General features: G+C 73.8%; 18 protein-coding genes. 7 read left to right on the top strand and 11 right to left on the bottom strand.

Features of this window, described 5'->3' with window-relative positions:
- Positions 1-2 precede the first annotated feature (2 nt).
- Entirely contained in the window at positions 3-980 is a 978-nt protein-coding gene (locus EV378_RS07030) for an ABC transporter substrate-binding protein (protein WP_207908589.1), read from the top strand.
- Positions 977-2,209, top strand: coding sequence for an MFS transporter (locus tag EV378_RS07035; RefSeq protein WP_243653327.1), 1,233 nt, complete (start codon positions 977-979; stop codon positions 2,207-2,209). Before EV378_RS07030 ends, EV378_RS07035 begins: the two co-directional genes overlap by 4 nt.
- A 119-nt stretch (positions 2,210-2,328) precedes the next feature.
- On the opposite strand, the gene EV378_RS07040 is transcribed toward EV378_RS07035, so the two are convergent.
- Entirely contained in the window at positions 2,329-3,807 is a 1,479-nt protein-coding gene (locus EV378_RS07040) for an FAD-dependent oxidoreductase (RefSeq protein ID WP_132421944.1), read from the bottom strand.
- On the bottom strand, positions 3,804-5,861 hold the full coding sequence (locus tag EV378_RS07045; RefSeq protein ID WP_132421946.1) for a molybdopterin oxidoreductase family protein: 2,058 nt from the start codon (positions 5,859-5,861) through the stop codon (positions 3,804-3,806). Before EV378_RS07045 ends, EV378_RS07040 begins: the two co-directional genes overlap by 4 nt.
- A gap of 100 nt (positions 5,862-5,961) precedes the next feature.
- Here EV378_RS07045 and EV378_RS07050 point away from each other — a divergent pair, with 100 nt between their 5' ends.
- A complete protein-coding gene (locus EV378_RS07050) occupies positions 5,962-6,705 on the top strand; it encodes a siderophore-interacting protein (protein WP_132421948.1) in 744 nt (247 codons plus the stop codon).
- Positions 6,706-7,278: 573 nt separating this feature from the next.
- Here EV378_RS07050 and EV378_RS07055 read toward each other — a convergent pair.
- From EV378_RS07055 to EV378_RS07075, 5 genes are all read right to left on the bottom strand, one after another.
- A complete protein-coding gene (locus EV378_RS07055; protein WP_132421950.1) occupies positions 7,279-8,355 on the bottom strand; it encodes a D-alanine--D-alanine ligase family protein in 1,077 nt (358 codons plus the stop codon).
- Complete coding sequence (locus EV378_RS07060; RefSeq protein WP_243653328.1) at positions 8,355-9,764, bottom strand: ATP-grasp domain-containing protein; 1,410 nt, start codon at positions 9,762-9,764, stop codon at positions 8,355-8,357. The genes EV378_RS07055 and EV378_RS07060 overlap by 1 nt, the downstream gene beginning before the upstream one ends.
- On the bottom strand, positions 9,764-10,546 hold the full coding sequence (locus tag EV378_RS07065) for an O-methyltransferase (RefSeq protein ID WP_132421951.1): 783 nt from the start codon (positions 10,544-10,546) through the stop codon (positions 9,764-9,766). The genes EV378_RS07060 and EV378_RS07065 overlap by 1 nt, the downstream gene beginning before the upstream one ends.
- Positions 10,543-11,760 (bottom strand): sedoheptulose 7-phosphate cyclase, encoded by a 1,218-nt coding sequence (locus tag EV378_RS07070; RefSeq protein WP_132421953.1) that lies wholly within the window; start codon positions 11,758-11,760, stop codon positions 10,543-10,545. The genes EV378_RS07065 and EV378_RS07070 overlap by 4 nt, the downstream gene beginning before the upstream one ends.
- A gap of 73 nt (positions 11,761-11,833) precedes the next feature.
- Positions 11,834-12,505 carry an HAD-IA family hydrolase gene (locus EV378_RS07075; RefSeq protein WP_132421955.1) on the bottom strand — a complete coding sequence of 224 codons (672 nt, stop codon included), beginning with the start codon at positions 12,503-12,505 and terminating at the stop codon, positions 11,834-11,836.
- Between the two features lie 115 nt (positions 12,506-12,620).
- Between EV378_RS07075 and EV378_RS07080 the strand changes: the two genes are divergently transcribed.
- Positions 12,621-13,196: a TetR/AcrR family transcriptional regulator gene (locus EV378_RS07080; RefSeq protein WP_132421957.1), complete on the top strand. Its 576-nt coding sequence runs from the start codon at positions 12,621-12,623 to the stop codon at positions 13,194-13,196.
- Here the strand turns inward: EV378_RS07080 and EV378_RS07085 are convergent.
- From EV378_RS07085 to EV378_RS07095, 3 genes are all read right to left on the bottom strand, one after another.
- Positions 13,182-13,970 (bottom strand): TauD/TfdA dioxygenase family protein, encoded by a 789-nt coding sequence (locus tag EV378_RS07085; RefSeq protein ID WP_132421959.1) that lies wholly within the window; start codon positions 13,968-13,970, stop codon positions 13,182-13,184. The genes EV378_RS07080 and EV378_RS07085 overlap by 15 nt on opposite strands.
- Before the next feature lie 131 nt (positions 13,971-14,101).
- Positions 14,102-14,326 carry a hypothetical protein gene (locus EV378_RS07090; protein WP_132421961.1) on the bottom strand — a complete coding sequence of 75 codons (225 nt, stop codon included), beginning with the start codon at positions 14,324-14,326 and terminating at the stop codon, positions 14,102-14,104.
- 12 nt (positions 14,327-14,338) lie between these two features.
- Positions 14,339-15,592, bottom strand: coding sequence for a S8 family serine peptidase (locus EV378_RS07095; RefSeq protein WP_132421963.1), 1,254 nt, complete (start codon positions 15,590-15,592; stop codon positions 14,339-14,341).
- Positions 15,593-15,757: 165 nt separating this feature from the next.
- Between EV378_RS07095 and EV378_RS07100 the strand changes: the two genes are divergently transcribed.
- A complete protein-coding gene (locus EV378_RS07100) occupies positions 15,758-16,489 on the top strand; it encodes a response regulator transcription factor (protein ID WP_424511211.1) in 732 nt (243 codons plus the stop codon).
- Positions 16,486-18,009, top strand: a complete 1,524-nt coding sequence (locus EV378_RS07105) for a sensor histidine kinase (protein ID WP_132421967.1) — start codon at positions 16,486-16,488, stop codon at positions 18,007-18,009. The genes EV378_RS07100 and EV378_RS07105 overlap by 4 nt, the downstream gene beginning before the upstream one ends.
- Here the strand turns inward: EV378_RS07105 and EV378_RS07110 are convergent.
- On the bottom strand, positions 17,984-18,748 hold the full coding sequence (locus EV378_RS07110; protein ID WP_132421969.1) for a MerR family transcriptional regulator: 765 nt from the start codon (positions 18,746-18,748) through the stop codon (positions 17,984-17,986). The genes EV378_RS07105 and EV378_RS07110 overlap by 26 nt on opposite strands.
- A 477-nt stretch (positions 18,749-19,225) precedes the next feature.
- Here EV378_RS07110 and EV378_RS07115 point away from each other — a divergent pair, with 477 nt between their 5' ends.
- A complete protein-coding gene (locus EV378_RS07115; RefSeq protein ID WP_132421971.1) occupies positions 19,226-21,307 on the top strand; it encodes a glycosyltransferase family 39 protein in 2,082 nt (693 codons plus the stop codon).
- Positions 21,308-21,791: the final 484 nt, after the last annotated feature.

Consider the following 21,791-nt stretch of genomic DNA (forward strand, 5'->3'; position numbering starts at 1 on the left):
CCGTGCGCCCTGCCGTCGCCCTGCTGCTCGCCGCCTCGCTGGCGCTGTCCGCCTGCGGCGCGCATGTCGAGGACACCGCGGGCCCCGCGACGACGACGGTCCCCCGGTGCGGGGAGCAGGTCGCCTACCGGCCGCCGCACCGCGCCGTCGCCTACGAGGGCGGCAGCGCGGACAAGCTGTTCGCGCTCGGGCTCACCGACCGCGTGCGCGGCTACGTGATGCCGCCGGCGAACCCGCCGGTCACCGAGTCCCCGTGGGCCGCGGAGTACGCACGCGTCGACATGCTGTCCGACGACCTGCTCAACCGCGAGCTCGTCGTCGACGCGGGCGCCGACCTCGTCGTCGCAGGCTGGCGGTCCGGGTTCTCCGACGAGCGCGGCATCACCCCCGCACTGCTCGACCGGCTCGGCATCCAGTCGTTCATGCACGCCGAGACGTGCTGGAACTACCCGGGGTTCCCGCGGCGCACGACCCCGCTGGAAGGGCTCTACGAGGACATGACGCGGCTCGGCGCGATCTTCGGCGTGCCGGACCGGGCCGCGGCGGTGGTGGCGGGGATGAAGCGGCGGGTCGCCGCCGTCGAGGCGTCGGCGCCGACCGGCGGCACCCCGCCGCCGGTGTTCCTCTACGACTCCGGCACCGACCGCCCCGCGACCGCGGCGAACCAGGTCCCGCCGAACGACATCATCCGGATCGCGGGCGGCCGGAATATTCTGTCCGACGTGGACGGACGGTGGACCGACGTCGGGTGGGAGACGGTCGTGCAGCGACGACCGGAGGTGATCATGGTGCTGGACTACGGTGACCGGAGCGCGCAGCAGAAGATCGCGTTCCTGCGCTCGCACCCCGCGCTGCGCAGCGTGCCCGCCGTGCAGCGCAACCGGTTCTTCGTGCTCGACTACAACGAGGGCATCAGCGGGCCCCGCAACATCGACGGCCTCGAGCGGTTCGCCGCGTACATGACGGACGTGCCGCGGTGACGGCCACGACCACCCGCTCGGTGCTGCGCGAGCCGCGGTTCCTGCGGCTCTGGGCCGGCACGACGGCGTCCGGTCTCGCGACATGGGCGCTGCCGTTCGTCCTCGGGCTCGCCGTGCTCGAGGGCACGCTCGACCCGGTGTGGCTGGGCGTCGCGCTCGGCGTGCGCACCGCGGGTTTCCTGGCCGCGGTCCCGGTCAGCGGCGTGCTGGCGGACCGGTACTCCCGGCGCGCGACGGTGCTGTGGTCGGGCCTGGCCGCGACGGCGGGCACCGCGGCCGTCGCCGCCGGGCTCGGCGCAGGACCGGGCTGGCTGCTCGTCGCGGGCTCGCTGGTCGCCGGCGCCGGGCAGGGCGCCTGCCGGCCGGCGTTCCAGGCGCTCGTCGCCGAGGTCGTCGACGCCGACCGCCGTCAGCAGGCGAACGCGGCGACGACGTTCGCGGTCCGGGTGACCACGCTGGTCGCCCCGGCGGGTGCCGCGCTCCTGGCCGCGGTGCTGCCGGTGCGCGCGCTCGTCGCCGGGATCGGGGTCCTGTGGGTCCTCGCGGCGCTGGTGCCGCCCCGGGGTACCGGCCGGCCGGCCGCGGGGGTGACCGGTTCGTCGTTCTGGCGGGACTTCGCCGACGGCGTCACCGAGGCCCGCAGGCATCCGTGGTTCCTGGCCGGGCTCGGCGCGCTGGCCACCGTGATCGCCACCGGCTACTCCGCGACCGGCGTCGCGCTGCCGCTGGTCAGCCGCGACGTCTACGGCAGCGAGGCCGTGCTGGCCGGCGCGCTCACCGGGTACACGGTGGGCGCACTCGCCGGCGCCGTGCTGGTCTCGAGGTGGCGTCCGGTCGCGCGGGGGTGGGTGGCGCTCGGCGGGCTCGCGCTGTACGCGGTGGCGCCGCTGTCGCTGCTCGTGCCGCTGCCGGTCTGGGTCGTGGTGGCCGCGTACGTGGTGTGCGGTATCGGGATCGAGCTCTTCAACGTGCCGTGGTTCACGGCCGTGCAGCGGGAGGTGGAGCCGTCGAAGCTGGCCAGGGTGTCGTCGTTGGACTTCCTGGTGTCCTACGGCCTGGCCCCGCTGGGGCTGGCGCTCATCGCACCGGCGATCACGGCGTTCGGCACGACTCCGGTGCTGGCGACCTGTGCCGCGGCCTGCGCCGCCGCCCCGCTCCTCGCCGCACTGACCCCCGGCACCCGCCGCTTCACCGGCACCCGCCGCCGCGCGCGCTCCGAACGAGGGTGACATCCGTTCACATGAGGCGAACGACTGCCACATCGGTTCGGCGGGTGGCGGGGTGCCGCTCGGTGGGTGGGACGCGGCTCGGTGGCGGGGCGCGGCTCGGAAGCGTGGGTGAGCGCGCGCTACCCGGCCGGGTGGCCGCAGGCCGCGCAGCACGGGGCGGACTCCGCGGCCCAGGTGACGATCCGTTCGACGAGCCCGCGGCACGTCCCGCAGCCCGTCCCGGCACGCGTCGCGGCGACCACGCCGGGCACGCTCGTCTCCCCGCCCTCGACGCAGGCCACGATCTCCTCCTTGGACACGCCGCTGCAGTTGCAGACCTGTGTGGACCCGTCCATCTCGGACACGTCCTCCGCCGGGGCGGCCCCGGACAGCGTGAACAGCAGCTCGGCGCGGTCCTCCGGCAACGGGAGTCCGCGGTCGAGGACCTGCTGCAGGTAGGCCACCTTCGACGTGTCGCCGAGCAGCGTCGCGCCGACCAACCGGCCGTCGCGCAGCACGACCGACTTGTGGATGCCGCGCTTCGGCTCCGAGTAGCGCACCACCTCGTCGTCCTCGCCCTCCGGGGCGCGCACCCCCATGGACGCGACGTCGACGCCGGCGACCTTCAGCTTCGTCGCGGTGCGCGAGCCGTGGTACTCGGCGTCCGGATCGGCACCGGTCAGCACGTCGGCGAGCACGGCCGCCTGCTCCCACAGCGGCGCGACCAGCCCGTACACCTCCCCGCGGTGCTGCGCGCACTCCCCCACGACGTACACGTCCGGGTCGTCGACCGAGCGCATCCGGTCGTCGACGACGATCCCGCGTTCCACGGTCAGCCCGGCCGCGACGCCGAGCCCCACGTTCGGCCGCGTACCGGCGGCCACCACCACCATCCCGGTGTCGATCACGGTGCCGTCCGCGAGCAGGACCGCGGTCACCGACCCGGCACTGCGGATCGCCACCGGGCGGTGCCCGGTGTGGACGTGCATGCCGTGGTCGCGCTCCAGCACGCGCCGCAGGATCGCCCCCGCCTCGGCGTCGAGCTGGCGGCTCATCAGGACCGGTCCACTCTGGACGACGTGCACGTCGACGCCGTGCTGCTGCAGGCCGTGCGCGGCCTCGAGCCCGAGCAGCCCGCCACCGATCACGACGGCGTTCGGGACGTCGCGCGCGTGGTCGAGCATCGCGGCCGTGTCGTCGATCGTGCGGAACCCGAACACACCCGGCGTGAGCGTCGCGTCGTCGGACCACATGCCGTCGATCGGTGGGAACGCGGACCGGCTCCCGGTCGCGATGATCAGCGTGTCGTAGCCGACGACCGTGCCGTCGTCGGCGAACACCTTGCGCCCCGGCCGGTCGATCCGCACGACGCGCACGCCGGGGTACAGCGTGACGTCGTGCTCGGCGTACCAGTCCACCGGGTTGAGGTAGATGTCGTCGATCTCGTCGGGTCCCTCGGCGAGCACGCGGCTCAGCAGGATCCGGTTGTAGCTGCCGCCCGGCTCGTCGCCGAACACGGTGATCCGGAACCGCTCCGCTCCCGGTCGGGCGATGATCTCCTCCAGCGCGCGGGCGCCCGCCATCCCGTTGCCGATCACGACGAGGTCCTTCCGGGTCACGCGCCGACCTCCTCGACCCCGGCCGGTGCGACGGCCACCGCGCACGTCTTGAACTCGGGCATCCGCGACGTCGGGTCCAGACGTGGGCTGGTCAGGTCGTTGACGCCGGCCCAGTGGAACGGGAGGAACACGGTGTCGGTGCGGATGCCGTCGACGAGCCGTGCCCGGGCCACGACCGACCCGCGGCGGGTGGTGAGCCGGACTCCCTCGCCGTCGGAGATCCCGGTGGCCGCGGCCAGACGCGGGTGCAGCTCGGCGTAGAGCTCGGGCTCGGCCGTGTCCAGCGCCGTGCTGCGACGGGTCTGCGCTCCGGACTGGTAGTGGGTGCGGCTGCGGCCGGTGGTCAGCAGGTACGGGAACCGGCGCTCCAGCCGTTCGGTCACCCCACGGTGGGCGACGGCGACGAACCGGGCCCGCCCGTCCGGCGTCGGGAACCGGTCGGCGAACAGCCGCGGGGTACCGGGGTGCTCCTCGGAGGGGCAGGGCCAGAACAGCTGCTCGCCCGCGTCGAGGCGTTCCCAGCTGATGCCGGCGTAGTCGGCGACGCCGCCGGCCGAGGCGCGGCGTAGCTCGTCGAAGACGTCCTGCGGGTCGGTCGGGAAGAACTTCCCGCGGCCGAGGCGGTCGGCGATGTCGTGCCAGATGTCCAGTTCGGACCGGACGCCGTCCGGCGGGTCGAGCGCCCGTCGTCGTCGCAGCACCCGTCCCTCCAGGTTGGTCAGCGTGCCGTCCTCCTCGGCGAACTGCGTCGTCGGCAGCACGACGTCGGCCAGGCGCGCCGACTCGGAGAGCACGAAGTCGGTCACGACGAGCAGGTCGAGCGCGCCGAGCCGCTCGACGACGCGCGCGGCGTCCGGAGCGGACACGACCGGGTTCGACGCGGCGAGCAGCAAGACGCGAACGTCCGTGCCGCACCGCTCGAGCAGCTCGTAGGCGGACACGCCGGGCGCCGGGAGCTCGTCGGCGTCGACGCCCCAGACGTCCGCGACGAACGCGCGGTGCTCCGGGTTCGCCAGGCTCCGGTAGCCGGGGAGCTGGTCGGCCTTCTGCCCGTGCTCGCGCCCGCCCTGCCCGTTGCCCTGGCCGGTGACGGTCGCCCAGCCGGAGCCCGTGTCGCGGCCCGGCAGGCCCAGCGCGAGCGCCAGGTTGATCCACGCCGTCGCCGTCGCGACGCCGTCCGCATGCTGCTCGGCGCCCCGCGCGGTGAGGATCATGGCCCGCTCGGCGCCCGCCAGGGCGTGCACCGTGGCCTCCAGGTCCGCGACCGGGACGCCGGTGATCCGTTCGGTGCGGTCCGGCCAGTCGGAGCGGACGGCCCGTCGTACCGCCTCCCACCCGGTGGTGCGCTCCGCGATGTAGTTCTCGTCGATCAGACGGTCGCGGATTGCGATGTGCAGCAACCCGTTCGCGAGCGCGATGTCGGTGCCCGGCACGGCCGCGAGGTGCGCGTCGGCGAGTGCGGCGGTCGCCGTCCGGCGGGGGTCGACGACGATGTGGCGCGCCCCGCGCTCGCGCCCGGCGGTGAACCAGCGCATGGCGGGCGGCATCGTGTCCGCCGGGTTGGAGCCGACGAGCAGCACGACGTCCGCCTCGGCCACGTCGGGCAGCGGGAACGGCAGGCCGCGGTCGATCCCGAACGCCCGGTTCGCCGCCGCGGCGGCCGAGGACATGCAGAAGCGGCCGTTGTAGTCGATCATCGCGGTGCCGAGACCGACCCGAGCGAACTTGCCGAACTGGTAGGCCTTCTCGTTCGTCAGGCCTCCGCCGCCGAAACACCCGACCGCGTCCGGCCCGTGCTCGTCCTGTGCCGCCGTGATCGCCGCCGCGACCCGGTCGAGCGCGGCGTCCCACGTCGCCGGGCGGAGCGCACCGCGGTCGCGGACCAGAGGAGTGGTGAGGCGACCGGGATGGGTCAGCAGCTCGGCGGCGTTCGCCCCCTTCACGCACAGACCGCCGAGGTTCACCGGGAAGTCGTCGCGGCCGGTGAGCTCCCGGTCGGGGCCCATGCGGATCCCGCACTGCAGGGAGCAGTACGGGCAGTGGGTGTCGGTCATCGGGACCCAGCGTCGTCGGCGGTGGTTACCGCCCCGTTGTCCGCGCGTAACGGCGACCGCAGAACGCCGGGCGGTCGGTGTGAGCGACACTGGGACCGCCATGACGACGACCGCACCGCGCCTGCTCCAGGTCCGCCGAACGACGCACGTGACGCCGAGGATGATCCGCGTGACGCTCGCGGGCGACGATCTCGACGGGTTCCCGGGTGAGGGCCCGGACCGGCGGATCAAGATGTTCTTCCCGCTCCCCGGGCAGGACGTCCCGGCCGTCCCGCGTGCGAGCACCGGCGGACCGGTCTGGCCGGCGGGTGAGGCGCGACCGGCGATCCGCACGTACACCGTGCGGCGGTTCGACGCCGGTGCCGGTGAGCTGGACGTCGACTTCGTCGTGCACGACGGGCACGGCCCGGCCGCCGACTGGGCGTCGCGTGCGGAGCCGGGCAGCTGGGTCGGCGTGTCCGAGCCCGGCGGTCGCTGGACGCCGGATCCGGCCGCGGACTTCCACGTCGTGATCGGTGACGAGTCGGCGCTGCCCGCCGTCGCGACCGTGCTGGAGACGCTGGACGGCCCGGTCCCGGTGCACGCGTTCCTCGAGGTCGCGGACGCCGGTGAGGAGCAGTCACTTCCCGGCTCGGCTCGGGTCACATGGGTGCACCGGGGCGACGCGCCGGCCGGGGAGCCGCTGGTCGCGGCCGTGCGGGCGGCCGACCTGCCGTCCGGGAAGGGCCAGGCGTGGCTCTCCGGCGAGTCCGCAGCCGTCAAGGACCTGCGGGCGCACCTGCTCGAGGACCGCAAGCTCGACCGCCGCGCCGTCTACGCCACGGGGTACTGGCGGGCGCGCTGAGATCCGGGGGATCGTCGGGGGTGGCCGCTACCATCGGGTCATGACGGTTACCGCGCGATGCTGAGGAACGCCGGCGAACGCGCGCCGGGTGCGGTGTCGTGGGACGAGCTCGAGGTCGACCTCGGCCTGGCCGACCGCTGACGTTCCCCACCATCCGAGCGACCTGCTGCCGATGAGCCACACGATCGACGTCGATCCGGCGGCACAGGTCGTCATCGACGTCCTCCCGCCGGCTCTCCTGGACTCGCCGGCCGAGGTGTTCGCGCTCCTCGAGCTGGAACCGTGGCGGGCGCCCTCGATCGCACCCGAGACGAACCCCGGCGGAGCCGTGCGCTCGATCGGGTTGGGCACCTCAGCCATGGTCGTACCTCGTGCCGCGGCGACGGCGCCGGAGGTCGAGGCGTCCACGACGCTAGCGGTGGCGCGGTGCGGGCGCGGCCCGGCGGCGCCGGGTCGGTCCGCCCCGGCCGATCAGCGCCGAGATCGCACACATGGTGGTGCGAACGGCAGCGGTACCGCCATGGCTGCGATCTCGGCCGGGTCGGTACGAGTCGGGGCTGCGGCGCTGCCGCGTCAGGACCGCAGGGCGGCCTCCACACTCGTCGCGAACAGCTCCGGTAGCTCGATGCCGGCCGCGCGCGCCATCGTGGCGACCACACTCGTCGTCGCGAACGAACAGTAGAGGCTCGCCTCCAGGAAGAACGGGCGGCCGGACGGGTCGATCCGGAAGTCGAACAGGCCGTAGTGCCGGCACCCGAGCGCCGCGTAGCAGGCGCGCGCCGCGTCCTGGACCGGTCGGGTCGCCGGGTCCGACGGGTCGACGATCCAGGCCCGCTCGCCGTCCTTGGCCATCAGGCGCAGGTCGCCGTCCTCGGAGCGGGCCAGCTTGTCGTCGTAGCCGCGCACCGGCTTCGACGTCCGGTCCATCGCGTACTCCTCGAGCGGCAGTCCGACGAGCGCGCCGTCGCGTTCGAGCACACCGCAGCGCACCTCCCGACCCAGTTCCACGTACTCCTCGACGAGCGCGGCCGACGAGTGCCGGAACGCCTCCGTCAGCGCGTCGTCGTAGTCCTGTGTGGACCGCACGAGCGTCACGCCGGACGAGTTGTCCGCGTCGACCGGCTTCACCACGACCGGCGGCGCGAGCGTGGGCCGGCCGCCGGGCCGCACCACCTCACCGCGCGGGACGTCCACACCGGACGCCGCGACGACGGCCCGGGCCTTCGGCTTGTCCACCGACAGCGCCGTCGCGTCCGGCCGGTTGCCGACGTAGGGGACGCCGAGCACGTCGAACAGCGCCCGGTGGCCGGTCATGCCGGGCGGGCAGAACATCTGCGGCACCATCACGTCCGGGGCCAGCTCGGTGATCATGCGGATCGCGTCCCCGACCGTCACCGGCGTGGACGCCGCGACCACCTCCGGTTCCAGGGACCACGGGAAGCGCCAGCAGCCGTCCGGCGTGACGTGCGCGAGGTGCGGCTCCCAGCGGGCCGGGTCGGCCGTCGCGGCCAGGCAGTCCCTGGCGTAGAGCAGCGACAGGTCGACGAACTCGTCGGACACCGCCGAGCCGGTCAGATGGAGGACGCGCAGGGCCGCGCGGGTCTCGCCGGCGGCCGGCTGCGGCGACGCCCCCGGCGTGTAGGCACGCATCAGTCCCCCGCCGGTTCGACGATCTTGCCGATGTTCAGGTCGATCCGCACCCAGTCCGGCCCGCGGCGCAGCGTGCGCAGCAGCAGCCACGGGATCTGCAGGTGGTGCAGGGCGAGGAACGGGAGCGGGTCGTCGCGGTCGAGCACGGCGTCGGTCCCGCGCAGGATCGTCCGCAGCGTGCCGAGCCGGTCCGGACCGCTCAGCAGCCGCCACACCTCGTGGTACGTCCAGTAGGTGGGGCGGGCACCCGGGCGTGGCACCAGCGTCCCGGTGCCGCGGCCGAGGTAGGCGTCCGCGACGCCCGGCGTGTCGTGGAACATCGTGATCGCCGAGTGGGTGCGCGGGTTGCACTCGATCGCGACCAGCCGCCCGTCGCGGGCCTCGATGAAGTCGAACGACACCTGGCCGGTCAGCCCGAGCCCGCCGACGAACCGTCGCACCCACTTCTCGATGGCCGGCCGCTCCAGGTGGCCGTAGTTCACCTGGAACGACGACGACGCGCAGCACCCGTGCAGCGTCACCTCACCGTCGCGGACGGTGCTGTGCGTGCAGAACTCCCGGCCCTCGACGAACTCCTGCAGGATCCACGGGTTCTCCGACGAGATCGGCAGCGACCGCGCGACCGCCTCCGTCCCGGCGGGGGTGGGGCGCGGCAGCGGCGTGAGGTCGAGCCTGCGGACCGGGTCGTAGGCGATCGACTTGAGCACGAACGTCCGGCCGGGTCGTGCGTCGAAGTCGAACGCGGCGACCTGGGCCGGGTCGGTGATCCGGTGCGTCTCCGGCACGTCCAGCCCGAACGACGCCGCGGCCTCGGCGAACCGGTCCTTGTCGTCCAGCAGGCCGATCACGTCCGGTCCGACGTGCAGCACCTCGCAGTGCGGCGCCAGCACCGGTACGGCCCGCGCGTCGGCGACGCTGGACACCGGACTGCACACCGGCACGTAGACGTCGACGTCCTCCGCGCGCACGATCTCCAGCAGCGCGTCGGCGTAGCCGGGGTCGGTCGGCTCCGGGATCGTCCGGAACCGGTCGACGGCCCGGGAGAACCGGTGACCGGTGAGCCGGTGGCGCGCCGACTCGGCCAGCACCACCCGGTGCCCGGCGCGGTGGAACGCCCGCGCCAGCGCCAGCGACTTGGTCATCTTGCCGCCGCTGAGCAGCACCGTGCGCGGCGCCGCGTCGTGTGCCCCGCGGCCGTCCACCCCGCGCGACGCCGCATCGCCCGCCCCGCCCGGCGCTGTGTCGCCCACCCCGGGCGGCGCGTCGTCCCCGCGCGTGGCCCGTGCCGCGGCCGGTGACCGCGCGCCGCGCACCCGCCCGGCCAGCCACGCCGTCGCCGTGACGGCCGCATCCAGCGGGAGCGCCGCGGTCAGCAGCGCCAGCATGCCGAGCGTGCGCAGCCGGGCCATCAGATGCGCCGGATCAGGGTCAGCCCGTCGCGCACGGGCAGCACGACCTGCTCGACGCGCGGGTCGGCGGCCACCGCCCGGTTGAACGCCGCGATCGCCGCGCCGTTCGCGCTCGGCGAACCGGTCGTCCACGGCTCGCCCTGCATCAGCGTGTTGTCCACGCAGACCAGCGCGTTCGGCGCGAGCAGCCCACCGGTCAGGAGGATCTCCAGGTACTGCTCGTAGCCGGCCTTGTCCGCGTCGACGAACACGAGGTCGAACGTCTCCCCCGCCGACGCCAGCGTGTCCAGTGTGGACACGGCTGGGCCGACTCGTACGTCGATCCGCCGGCCGGCCGGTGACGCGGAGAACGACGCCGCGGCCAACGCCGCGGCGGAGGAGTCGATCTCGCAGGCCACCAGGTTGCCGCCGGCCGGAAGCGCTTCGGCCATCGCCAGGGCCGAGTAGCCGGTGAACATGCCGATCTCCAGCACCCGTCGGGCCCCGGTGGCGTGCACCAGGAACGCGAGCAGCCGGCCCTCGACGTGCCCGGACAGCATCTCCTGCTCCAGTGGCCCGTCGCCCCAGTCCGCCGAGCGGGTGCGCGATGCCAGGGCTGCCAGCTCGGACGACTCCGGCGTCGTGCAGGACGCCAGGTACGGATCCAGACCACCGACCAGCGCGGCGATCTCCCGCGCCTCGGCCGCGCCCTCGCCGTCGAGGCGCTCCGCGAGACGCGCGAGCCGTTCGGCGGCGATCGTCACCGGCGTGACCGGCCGGGGCTGCGCATCCACCGCCGTCACGCCGCCTCCGCCGGTGCGTACACGTCCACGCCGTCGCCGCCCCGCGGGAACGTGCGCACGAGCTCCTTGTGCGCGACCAGGGCCTCCTCCAACTCGTCGGGCGTCAGGTCGTTGACGAAGAAGCACGTGCCGATCGGGCGTGGCACGGCGGCGCGCAGCAGGCCGCCCCGGGTCTGGACGATCGACTCGGTGGCCCGGTGCAGGAGCTCCGGCGTCAGGTACCCGCTGTCCAGCGAGAGCCCCAGCCGGCTCATCACGCCGAGGATCCGGTCCCGGCTGCGCGTCGTGATGTAGTTGCGGCGCTCGGCGATCGTGGCCGAGAGCGCCATGTCCACGCTGATCGCGTGGCCGTGGAACATCGGGACCTCCGGCGCCAGCTCCAGCGTCGGGCTCCACGTGTGGCCGTAGGCGATCTCCCGGTCCAGGTTCAGCTCGTGCAGGTTCGGGACCTCCAGCTCGAGCATGGTCTGGACGGCGTCGTAGGTGAACTTGTGCGCCAGCTCGCGCAGCTCGTGGCTGCCGCCCTCGCCGTGCCCGAACCCGGTGGCGAGCAGCCGTTCCCCGTGCTCCTCGATCAGGTCGAAGATCCCGCTGTTCGCGACGACCGCGATCTTGATCAGCTCGGCCATCCCGTTGCGCACCTGGTCGGTCGGCAGCGTGGCCAGCAGCGACGGGTCGAGGATCACCTTCTGCGACGCGTGGTAGGCGCCGAGGCGGTTCTTGCTCCTCCCGTGGTTGACCGCGACCTTGATCGCGACGCTGGCGTCGACCTGGCCGATCACCGTCGTCGGGATCCGGACGTAAGGCGTGCCACGGCGGAACGACGCGCAGGCGAACCCGGCGACGTCCGTGGTCAGCCCGCCGCCGACGACGAGCACCGGCTCCGTACGCACGAGCCCGAACTCGGTGAACGCGTCGACGATCCGCTCGACGGTCTGCAGGCTCTTCGCCGTCTCGGCGATCCGGACGTCGAACACGGTCAGCTCGATGCCGTGGTGGGAGAAGTAGGCGCGGATCGCGTCGCCGTGCAGGTCGAGGACCGTCCGGTCGACGACCATCAGGCAGCGCCCGTACGGCCGGTGGACGTCCGCGACCTCGGTGTTCGCCGGGTCGAACGCGCCGTCCACGTAGACGAGGCTGAAGTCGATCCTCTCGTAGCCCTCGACGTGGAACGCGCGCTCGGTCGAGGTGACGTTCGCGACGGGTGTGCTCATGAGTCCTCCTCGCCGGCACTGGTCGGCCGCACTCGTGGCGCTGCTGTGGTCGATGGTGAGCTCGCGGGCTCGCTCACGAGTTCTCCCCCAGGTGGGCGCGCAGCGGGCCGTACTCGATCCGGTCGACGCGCTCCGCGGCCGGACCGAAGTCGTGTCCGGACGTGTTCTCGTTCGGGAACGCGACGACCGCGACGCCGGCCTCGCGTGCCGCCTGCACGCCGCCGACGTTGTCCTCGATCGCGACGGCGTCCTCGGCACGCACGCCGAGCTTGTCCAGCGCGAACCGGTAGGCGGCGCCGTCCGGCTTCGGCTCGCTGACCTGGCCACGGTCGACGAGCAGGTCGAACGGCTGGTCACCGAGCTGCGGCGTCAGTGCTTCGACGAGTGCGGCGACGTTCTCCGGCGACGTCGTCGTCACGAGCGCGACCGCGGTGCCGTCACGACGAGCGGCGCTGACGCTCTCCGGGACGCCGAGGCGGGGCTTCGGCGGGGACGCGCGGAGCAGGCGGCGGAACGTCTCGGACTTCGTGCGGTGGATCGCGTCGGCGTCCACGTCCACGCCACGGGAGCGGGCGTACTCGGCGACGCGGTCGGCACCGCCGTTGCTGTTCAGCATCGCGACGTAGGTGTCGCGGTCCCAGTGCCAGTCGAGACCATGGTCGGCGAACGCGCGGTTGAACGCGTCGCGCTGCAGTTCGGAGGTGTCTGCGACGGTACTGATGGAGCCGAAGAGAATGGCCGGCATCGGGGTCCTCCGGTTTCGATGTACGGACGAGCAGGTACTGACCGGGTGTACCCGTTAGAAGACGGATCGAACGCTACTGAACGATAAGTTCAAAAAAAGTCCGGGAGGTGGGCACATGTCATCGCGAGGAGACCGCACGGATCCGCGTGTCGCGCGGACCCGGGACGACGTGCCCCGCGCCGCGTACCGGATCCTCGTCGACGAGGGCGCCGACGCGGTGACGCACACGCGTGTCGCCGAGGCGGCCGGTTATGCGAAGGCGACGCTGTACACCCACTGGCCCACCCGGACGGACCTGCTGCACGCCGCGCTGTCCCTGATGACCGAGGTCGACCACGCCTCCGTGAGCGGCGATCCGCGGGCCGACCTGATCGGTCAGATGTCCGGGTTCCGATCGATGATGGAGGACCGCGGCACGCACCGGGCGCTCGGCGCGATGGCCGAGCTCAGCGCGGCCGGATCCCCGGAACTGGCCGAGCTGCGCGACCGTGTCGCCGCCGAGGGCGAGCGTGTGATGCGCGGCGTGCTCGCCGACGTCACCGACGGCCCCGAGCTGGAGGCGGCCGCACTGATGCTCAACGGCGCCGTGCTCTACGCCGCCATGCTGCACGGCGGGCCGCCGGACGACGACACGATCGCCACGATCGTCGACGTCGTCCTGCGCGGTCTCCGGGCCTCACGCGACGGCTGACGGCACGTCCGTCCCGGCCACCATGCCGCGGTGCATGACACGGTCGCCGACGACGCCGTCGTGGTCCGCCCTGTGCAGCACGCACGCGTTGTCCCAGATCACGACGTCACCGGGCGCCCACCGGTGCCGGTACACGTTCCGTTCGTGGGTGGCGTGCTCGTACAGCCGGGCGATCGTGTCGGCGGACTCCTGCTCGTCCATCCCGCTGACCGCCACGCACCGGGCGGGCGTGGACAGGTAGAGCGCGACCCGCCCGGAGATCGGGTGCCTGCGGAACACCGGGTGCTCGGCCTCGGTCTCCTGCCCCTCCCCCGGGTCGACGCCGCTGACGACGTGCCGGATCGTCCGGCCGGCGAGCTTGTCCCGCAACGCCTCCGGGAGCGTCTCGTAGGCGCGGTACTGGTTCGTGAACAGCGTCTCGCCGCCCGCCTCCGGGATCGAGACGGCCCGCAGGGCGGTGTAGGCGGGCGGGCGGCGGACGTAGCTGGTGTCGACGTGGAACACGCTGCGCGGCGGCGTGGTGCGGCCGACGTTGCTGATCACGTTCAGGTCGTCGTGGCCCGGCAGCGGCGTCTCCCCCGCCGTGAACGCGAGCTCGCCGAAACCGCGCAGGAACGTCAGGAACGCGTCGTCGTCGATCCACTGGTCCGGCAGGACGGCGACGCCGTGCTCGGCGAGCAGATCGCGCAGCGGCGGCGCGAGACCGGCTCCGGCCCCGGCCACGGACACCCCGGTGACCGTCACGCCGATCGGCTCGTGCGCGGTGCACTCCATCGCACCGACGCTAACCGGCCACGCCGCATCCGGCGCGTGGATCACCGGCATGATCGGCCGTCCGGCAGCGTGAACGGACGGGGTCGTCCGCCCACACTGCCCGGGACCCGATCACGCGGCCGGTCGGCGGGTCACTGCACGTCCGAGTCCGGTGGCGGCAGGCGGACCTCGCGGTCCTCCTCCACCGACCCGACGCCCTCGATCTCGGCCAGCGCGCGCACGCCGCCGTCGGCGACCGTCGCGACGATCACCCCGACGGCCTCCAAGACCTTGTCCACCTGCACCCCGGCCGCCTCGAGCCGCGCGACGACGTCCGCGACCGGCGTGCCACCGGACGCCGTGACCAGCACCTTCACCGGGACACCGTCTCAGGCACCCGGAGCCCTGACCAGCCCGGACCCCACGTCGGCCGACGGCAGGTCGAGCCGCTGCGCCGCCTGGACGAGCTGGGTCCACAGCTGCTGACCGGTCACGCCGCGCTGCACCCACAGCGCCGCGATGCCGGACACGTGCGGCGTGGCCATCGACGTGCCGGAGATCGTGTTCGTGTTCTGCGGCCGGGGCCAGCTCGAGTACACGTCCACGCCGGGCCCGGCGATGTCCACCTGGCCGCCCGGGACCTGCGAGCTGGCCGCCGAGAAGTCGGCGATCGCGAGGTTCCGGTCGACGGCCGCCACCGCCATGATCGACGGGCTGTTCGCCGGCACGCCGACGAATCCGGCGTTGCCCGTGCTGCGCTCGGCGTTGTTGCCGGCGGCCGCGACGATCAGGCAGCCGGCGTCCAGGGCACGCTTCCCCGCGTTCTCGTAGGCCGTGGACACCTCGTTCACGTCCGCGCCGAGCGACATCGAGACCACCTTCGCGCCGCTGGTGATCGCCCAGTCGATGCCCTCGAGGATCTGCGCGTCGGAGCCGGAGCCGTCGTCGCCGAGCACCTTGCCGACCAGCAGCGTCGCCTCGTGCGCGATGCCGTAGCGGCGACCGGTCGTCGGCGCGAGCGGCCCGGCGGTGGTGCCCGCCGTGTGCGTCCCGTGGCCCTGCACGTCCTGGACCTGCTGGCCGTCGACGAACGAGCGGGACTGGATCTGGCGGCCCGCGAAGTCCGGGTGCTCCAGGTCCAGCCCGGTGTCGAGCACGGCGACCGTGACGCCCTTGCCGGTCTCCTTCGCCTCCAGCACGCCGGTCGCCTGAAGGCCCCAGGTCGCCTGGTCGGTGTCGCCGAACTGCGCCACGCCGACCCGGCCCGCGCCGGGCGCCGCCCCGCCCGCCTTGCCGTGCAGGAACTGTGCGGCGTCGGCGAACCCGCGCAGGTACTCCTCGGACAGGTCCCCGATCGCCCGCTGCACCCGCTCCGGCTCGACGCCGATCAGCCGGGCGTCCGCCCGGGCCGTCGCCAGCTGCGCCGATGTCAGCTCCGCGACGGCGATGCCCAACCCGCCGAACAACGTGGGTCGGACGTCGCCCGAGGCGGCCCCGGCGTCCCGGGTGCTGGTCACCTCGGACAGGCCGGTCAGCTCGCGCACGGCGTCCCGGGCGGCGGTGTCGTCGTCGCCCATCAGGTCGTCGCCCAGCACCAGCAGGTACCGGCCGGTCCAGGTCCCCGCTCCCGCGCTCACTGCCATCTCGCCTCCGAAGATCGACGTCGGTCGGGGACATGGTGCCGAAGAACGGCGCCGGGTGCGTGACGGGACGGCGACGGCGGGTCACCGGGCAGGTTTCCGATCCGGCGTACAGGGCGTTCACAGGCGGCACACAGTTTCGGAGGGTGTGCTCCTACCATGTCCGACGTGAGTGAGCGTCCCGCCGAGCAGCTACGACGCAGCGACGGCAGCCCGATCCGGGTGCTCGTCGTCGACGACGAGTCGACGCTGTCCGACCTGCTGGCCATGGCCATGCGGTACGAGGGCTGGGACGTCCGCACCGCCGCCGACGGACGGACGGCCGTGACGACGGCCCGCGACTTCCGCCCGGACGCCGTCGTGCTCGACGTGATGCTCCCGGACTTCGACGGGTTCGAGGTGCTGCGCAAGATCCGCGCCGACACCCCCGACGTGCCGGTGCTGTTCCTGACCGCGCGCGACGCCGTCGAGGACCGGGTCGCGGGTCTCACCGCCGGCGGCGACGACTACGTCACGAAGCCGTTCAGCCTGGAGGAGCTCGTCGCGCGGATGCGGGGACTGCTGCGCCGCGCGGGCATGACGGCGGCGCGGCAGGGTGGCGAGCTCGTCGTCGGCGACCTGGTGCTCGACGAGGACGGCCACGAGGTGCACCGGGCAGGCGAGCCGGTCGAGCTGACCGCCACCGAGTTCGAGCTGCTCCGGTTCCTGATGCGCAACCCGCGCCGGGTGCTGTCCAAGGCCCAGATCCTCGACCGGGTGTGGAACTACGACTTCGGCGGACAGTCCAACGTGGTCGAGCTGTACGTCTCCTACCTGCGCAAGAAGATCGACGCCGGCCGCGCGCCGATGATCCACACGGTGCGCGGGGCCGGGTACGTCCTGCGCCCGGCGGGCGGGTGATCCCCCGCGCGCGCTCGCTGCGCGCCCGTCTGGTGGTCACCGTGCTGGTGCTGTTCGCGCTGGCGTGCGTGGCCATCGGGGTGGCGACGACGGTGGCTCTCGACCGGTTCCTGAACGCCCGCCAGGAGGGCGAGGTCGTCTCGTCGGCCGACCGGTTCGCCCGCGCCCAGAACGGGCAGCTGCCGCGGCCGCCCGGCGGGCAGGGAGGTCCCGGTGGTGAGGGGGGCGGTCCCGGCGGATCGAGCTTCCTCGGCCCGCAGCCGCCCGGTTCGGTCGGCGTCGTGTTCGCGCCCGACGGCCCCGGGGGCACGTCCGGGACGGTGGTCGGCGCCGAGCGCCTGGAGGACGACGGGGCCAGCACGTCGGCGCTGCCGTCGAGCGACCTGGCCGAGCTGGCCACCGTCGCGCCCGGCGACCCGCCCCGGCACGTCGAGCTCGCCGGTGGCGAGTACCAGGCTTCCGCGCAGGTGATGAACGGGCGGATCTACGTGCTGGCCCGCGAGACCGGCCCGGTCTCCGACGTGCTGGCCAGGCTCGTGCTGATCGAGGTGATCGTGCTCGGCGGTGCCGTGCTGGTCACCGGCGTCGCGGCGGCCGTGCTGGTGCGCCGCGAGATGCGGCCGCTGGAGCGGGTCGCGGCCGTCGCGGGCCGGGTCGGGCAGCTCCCGCTGGATCGTGGCGAGGTGCATCTCGCCGCACGGGTGCCGGACCCCGACCCGGGCACCGAGGTCGGCCAGGTCGGCACCGCGCTGAACCGGATGCTGGACAACGTGGAGGGCGCGCTCGCCGCGCGTCAGGACTCGGAGACCCGGCTGCGCCGTTTCGTCGCCGACGCCAGCCACGAGCTGCGCACGCCGCTGGCCGCGATCCGCGGCTACGCCGAGCTGTCCCGGCGCGAGCGCGACCCGGTCCCGCCGGGGACCGCGCACGCGCTGACCCGGATCTCGTCGCAGGCCGAGCGGATGAGCGCGCTCGTCGAGGACCTGCTGCTGCTCGCCCGACTGGACGCCGGGCGGCCGCTGGAACGCGCCGACGTCGACCTCACCCGCCTGGTCCTCGACGCGATCGGCGACGCCCACGTCGCGGGCCCCGGGCACCGCTTCATCCCGGATCTTCCGGACGAGCCGGTGACCGTGCAGGGCGACGCGGGCCGGCTCGCCCAGGTCGTCGCGAACCTGCTGACGAACGCCCGCACCCACACCCCGGAGGGCACGACGGTGACGGTCGGGCTGCGCAGCGGACCGGACGGCGGCGCGCTGTTGAGCGTGCGCGACGACGGGCCCGGCATCCCGCCGGAGATCCTCCCGCGCGTGTTCGAGCGGTTCGCCCGCGGCGCCGAGTCCCGGACCCGCGCGGCGAACGACACCCCGAGCACCGGGCTCGGCCTGGCGATCGTCGCGGCCGTGGTGTCCGCGCACGGCGGGACGGTCTCGGTCGACAGCGTCCCGGGCCGCACGACGTTCACGGTCGGGCTGCCCGCAGGGGCGCCGGTGTCTACGACGGTTTCTGTGCCTGTGTGAGCGTCTCGGACAGCTCGGCGATGAACGCGTCCATCGCCGCCTGCATCGACGTGCGGAAGGACCCCAGCAGTGCCTGCGTGGCGACCGGCTGCAGACCCTCGACGGCCGTGCGCACGTCCACGACGCCCTCGCGCGGCAGCCCCGCGGCGACGTGCGCCTTCCACACGTGGTCGCGGAACAGCGCCAGGAACAGGTCGGCCACCCCGCGGGTGTGCTCCCGCAGCGGCGCGTTCACCGCCAGCACGGCCTCCGGCGAGATGCCCAGCGCGACGGCCTGCGCCCCGGACCGGATCAGCGCCGGACTCGTGATCCGGATGCGCCCCGGTCCGGCCGGCTCGATCAGTTCGGACGTCCGTAGCTCGGCGAGCGCGTCCGACGGCAGTTGCACGCCGAGCCATGCGGACAGCTCGTCCTCGCGCATCTCGACCGGCGGTTCCGGCTCCCACGGGGCGAGCATCCCGCGGTAGAGCCGCAGCGCCTCCTCGGCGCTGTTCGACGGCGTCTGGTTGATCAGGACGTCGATCGCGGCGAGCGTGAACCCGCGCCGCTGCAGCGACGCGATCAGCTCCAGCCGGGCGACGTGGCTGTGGTCGTAGTACGCCGTGCGTCCACGCAGCACTCCGGGATGCAGCAGACCGCGCGAGAGATGGGCGCGCACGTTCCGGACCGTCATGCCGGCCCGCGCGCCCAGCTCGTCGATCGTGAGGTCGTCGCCGACGGCCCCGTTCCCAGCGCTCACCGGCAGGGACCTTACCCGGGGGACGCGGATGTGACGGCGAGGCGCCGGCGGGCCGGGCCGGCCGTGTCGCGGCGCACCTCCGTTCACGGCGACATTGTCATCGGTTGATGATCCATGATGCTGACACCGTTGCCGTCCGAACCCAGATCCTGTTCCTGCAGCTCATCGCATTACTCCAACTCGACGTTGACATGGCATCGTGAATGGATAGTACTGTCGGATCGTCTCCCGCGTGCATATGCACGCGGGAGACATGGCCCGCACCTGCGGCGCTCCCCAACGCAGGTGTGGGTCCACGGGCGGCCGTGTGGGACGGCCGAGGCCCGGCCGGCGGTCCCCCTCCTTCCGGCCGGGCCACCCCACCCGCCCCGGGTCCACAGCCGGTTCACAAGCAGCTCCCAGAGTCCCGACAGAGCTGCCGCGCACGGTTGTCGGCATGAGACGAGCCCTGCCCGCATCCGCCCCGGAGGACCGGGGATGACGATCACCGAGACCCGGCCGTCCCGGGATCCCGCCCCGGCACCGGGCGGCCCCGGCGGACGGCACCGTTCCGCCCCGCCGACGTCCGCACCCCGGCGCCGCCCGTCGTGGGAGTTCCCCGGCCTGGCCGTGCTGCTGGCCGGCACCGGCCTGCTGTACCTGTGGAACCTGTCGGCGTCCGGCTGGGCGAACTCGTTCTACGCGGCCGCCGTGCAGGCCGGCACGACGAGCTGGACGGCGTTCCTCTTCGGCTCGCTCGACGCCGGCAACGCGATCACCGTGGACAAGCCGCCCGCCGCGCTCTGGGTGATGGAGCTGTCCGCGCGGATCTTCGGCTTCAGCTCGTGGAGCCTGCTCGTGCCGCAGGCATTGATGGGCGTCGCGGCCGTCGGGCTGCTGTACGCGACGGTGAAGCGGGTCGCCGGGTCACCTGCCGCGCTCGTCGCCGGAGCGGCGTTCGCACTGACGCCGGTGGCCGCGCTGATGTTCCGGTTCGACAACCCGGACGCGTTGCTCACGTTGCTGCTGGTCGCGGCCGCCTACATGACGACGAGGGCGTGGGAGACGGCGTCGACACGCGCCGGGACCCGCTGGCTCCTGCTGGCAGGCGTGGTGGTCGGGTTCGCGTTCCTGACGAAGATGATGCAGGCGTTCCTGATCCTTCCCGCGCTCGCCGCCGCGTACGGGGTGACGGCCCGGACCCCCGTGTGGCGGCGGGTCCGGCAGATCGCGCTGGCCGGGGTCGGTGTGGTCGTCGGGTCCGGGTGGTGGCTGCTGGCGGTGTCGCTGTGGCCCGAGGCCGCGCGTCCGTACATCGGCGGGTCGACGAACAACTCGGCCTGGGAGCTGGCGCTCGGCTACAACGGGCTCGGCCGCATCCTCGGTGGCTCGGGCAACGGCGGTGGTGGAGGTGGCGGGGGTGGCTTCGGCGGCTCCGCGAGCCTGCTGCGGTTGTTCAACTCCGAGTTCGGCACGCAGATCAGCTGGTTGCTGCCGGCCGCGCTGCTGCTCGGTGCGGCGGGGTTCTGGTTCGCGGGACGGACGTCGCGACACCTGCGCGGCGCCCTGGTCCTGTGGGGCGCCTGGACGCTCGTCACCGGGCTGACGTTCAGCCTGATGAGCGGCACGATCCATCCGTACTACACGGTCGCGCTGGCGCCCGCGATCGCGGCGCTCGTCGGGATCGGCGGGGTACTGGCCTGGCGGGCCCGTGACGCGTGGGCCGGACGGGCGGTGCTCGCCGCGTCCTCGGCCGGGACGGCCGTGTGGGCGTTCGTGATGCTCGGCTGGTCGGACTCGAGCCTGTCGGTGCTGCAGTGGCCGGTGCTGGTCGCCGGCGTGCTCGCCGGAGCGGTGCTGCTGCTGCCTCCGCGACGGCGTCTCGCCCGCACGGCGGTCGTTCTCGCGCTGCTGGCCGGGCTGGCCGCTCCGGCGGCGTACTCCGTGGACACGGCCCTGACCGCGCACACCGGGTCGACGCCCAGTGCCGGACCGGCCGTGAGCGGCAGCGACTCCGGACCCGGTGGTGGCGGTGGCCCGGGTGGCGGTGGCGCCCCGCCCTCCGGCACGGCGCCGGGCGGCACGGCGTCGACCGGGACCACGACGACCGGGACCACGACGACCGGGACCGCGCAGGCCACCGACCAGCAGGCGTCCGACCAGACCGCCCCCGACCAGGGCGGCGGCTCCGGAGCGGGCGTGGGCGGCGGGCCGGGCGGAATGGGCGGCGCCCGGACCAGCGGCGAGCTGACGGCTCTGCTGACCGGCGACTCGACCCGGTGGGCCGCCGCCACGATCGGCTCGCAGAGCGCCGCCGAGCTGGAGCTGGCCTCCGGCTCGTCGGTGATGGCGATCGGCGGCTGGTCCGGCTCGGACGACGCCCCGACGCTGGAGCAGTTCCAGGCCTACGTCGCGGCCGGCGAGATCCACTGGTTCGTCGCGGGCGGCGATCAGGGCGGCGGCCAGGGCGGAAGCACCGACTCGTCGTCCAGCTCGATCACCGAGTGGGTCGAGGCGCACTACACGGCGACGACGATCGGTGGTCAGACGGTCTACGACCTGACGGCCCCGACCTCCTGACCGTCATACGGCGCACGGCACACGGCCCGGTCGTTCTCCCGAGCGACCGGGCCGAGGTGTCCCACCCCGTCCACCGATCGGCCGACCGATCCGCCTGCCCGACAACGTCTCCGCGTCCCGCACGCCGCGCGGCCACGCCATGGTCGGCGGAAGTGGCACCGACGCGACACCAGTGGCGCGATCCCGCCGATCCCGCCGATCATGGCCGGCACCGCGTCGCTCCCCGTCCGAGCCCGGCCCGCCCGATCTCCACGCCGAGATCGGCGCAACCGGCAGCAGCGCGCCACCAGCGGCGCGATCCGACCGGTCCCGCTGATCATGGCCGGGCCGGGCGCTGGTGCCCGCTCCCGGCCCGACCGACCCGCCCACCCCGGCCCTCCGCGCCTGCCCCATCCGCCCCGGCGCGCCGTGATCGGCGCAACTGGCAGCAGCGCGCCACCAGCGGCGCGATCCGACCGGTCCCGCCGATCATGGCCGGGCCGGG

The sequence above is a fragment of the Pseudonocardia endophytica genome, from assembly GCF_004339565.1.
Lineage (GTDB): Bacteria > Actinomycetota > Actinomycetes > Mycobacteriales > Pseudonocardiaceae > Pseudonocardia > Pseudonocardia endophytica.

Coding starts and splice junctions, on each gene's coding strand:
- EV378_RS07045 (WP_132421946.1), bottom strand. CDS start 5,861: ATGACCGACACCCACTGCCCGTACTGCTCCCTGCAGTGCGGGATCCGC.
- EV378_RS07050 (WP_132421948.1), top strand. CDS start 5,962: ATGACGACGACCGCACCGCGCCTGCTCCAGGTCCGCCGAACGACGCAC.
- EV378_RS07055 (WP_132421950.1), bottom strand. CDS start 8,355: ATGCGTGCCTACACGCCGGGGGCGTCGCCGCAGCCGGCCGCCGGCGAG.
- EV378_RS07060 (WP_243653328.1), bottom strand. CDS start 9,764: ATGGCCCGGCTGCGCACGCTCGGCATGCTGGCGCTGCTGACCGCGGCG.
- EV378_RS07070 (WP_132421953.1), bottom strand. CDS start 11,760: ATGAGCACACCCGTCGCGAACGTCACCTCGACCGAGCGCGCGTTCCAC.
- EV378_RS07075 (WP_132421955.1), bottom strand. CDS start 12,505: ATGCCGGCCATTCTCTTCGGCTCCATCAGTACCGTCGCAGACACCTCC.
- EV378_RS07080 (WP_132421957.1), top strand. CDS start 12,621: ATGTCATCGCGAGGAGACCGCACGGATCCGCGTGTCGCGCGGACCCGG.
- EV378_RS07085 (WP_132421959.1), bottom strand. CDS start 13,970: ATGGAGTGCACCGCGCACGAGCCGATCGGCGTGACGGTCACCGGGGTG.
- EV378_RS07095 (WP_132421963.1), bottom strand. CDS start 15,592: ATGGCAGTGAGCGCGGGAGCGGGGACCTGGACCGGCCGGTACCTGCTG.
- EV378_RS07115 (WP_132421971.1), top strand. CDS start 19,226: ATGACGATCACCGAGACCCGGCCGTCCCGGGATCCCGCCCCGGCACCG.